Source organism: Kitasatospora sp. NPDC054795 (assembly GCF_053611565.1).
Map to the genome: position 1 here is coordinate 1 of NZ_JBSHAP010000305.1, position 1,267 is coordinate 1,267.

Here is a 1,267-nt window from a genome sequence, read left to right on the forward strand (position 1 = left end):
GCCCGGCTGGACGTCCGCGGACGCGACCGTCTCGGCGGCACCCTCCACGAGTACCGACATGCCGCATGACCTGCACGGACAGACTTGTCGGCAGCCACAGGGGCGGCGCGCGCCGGAAGACCCCCGGCAGGGGCCGCATCATGCGCCGTCCGCCGTGCCAAGCGGCGCCGCCGTGCCGAGAGGTCGGCGATCAGTCCGCCGTGGCGATCAGCGGCTGGAGCAGGATGTCGGGTTGGGCGCGCTGGAAGGCGTTCAGGTGCCACTTGTCGGCGAACAAGGCCAGCAGCACGTCGTCCGAGCGGCGGGTGAGCACCTCGCCGTTGGTCAGACGGGCTTTGGCCAGGGCTGCGGCGCCGTCGGCGTCGGTGATCCGGGCCAAGCGGTAGGAGAGCTGGTCGAGGGCGATCGGGGAAGAGAACTCGTGCTCCATCCGGTGCAGGATCACGTCGAACTGCATCGGGCCGACCGCAGCCATGACCGGCGCCTGGTCGCCACGCCGGTCGGAGACCAGCACCTGGATCACGCCTTCCTCATCGAGTTGGGCGACGCCCTTGCGGAACTGCTTGGAACGGCTGATGTCCTTGGGCCGTGCCACCGCGAAGTACTCGGGGGCAAAGGCGGGCAGCGGGGGAAACTCGGTCTTCTTGCCGCGGAAAAGGGTGTCGCCGACCCGCAGCGCGCTCGCGTTGATCAGGCCGACCACGTCGCCGGGGTACGCGGTGTCGACCACGGTGCGCTCGGCCCCGAAGACGGTGTGGGCGTACTTGGTGGCGAAGGAGCGGCCGCTGGCCGCGCGGGTGACGTGCATGCCGCGCTCGAAGACACCGGAGCAGACTCGGACGAAGGCGATCCGGTCGCGATGGGCCGGGTCCATGTTCGCCTGGATCTTGAACACCAGACCGGAGAACTCCTCGCCGACCTCGCGGCTGCCGCCCTTGGCCAGCGGGCGGGGCCCGGGAGCCGGAGCGAGGTCGACCACGGCGTCCAGCAGGGGCTTCACACCGATGTTGGTCAGCGCGGCGCCGAAGAAGACCGGGCTGATCTTGCCGGCCTCGAAGGCCTCCTGGTCGTAGCCGGGGCCGGAGGAGAGCACCAGCTCCAGTTCCTCCAGCGCGGTCGTCCAGGCTTCGCCCTCCTGCTCGGCGGCCTTCTCGGAGGTGAGCTGCTCCTCGAGGGCGGCGTGCGTGCCGGCCGGCACCTTGGTGTAGCGCAGCATCTGCTCGGTGTTCCCCGCTTCGACCAGGCCGCGCAGGTTGCCGGCGTTGCC

General features: G+C 70.6%; 1 protein-coding gene. It reads right to left on the reverse strand.

Going from position 1 to position 1,267, the window contains the following annotated elements; genetic code table 11:
• Positions 1–190 precede the first annotated feature (190 nt).
• Positions 191–1,267: peptide chain release factor 3 (locus ACWGJO_RS41625; protein WP_452190974.1), on the reverse strand; the 1,077-nt coding region annotated here is incomplete at its 5' end.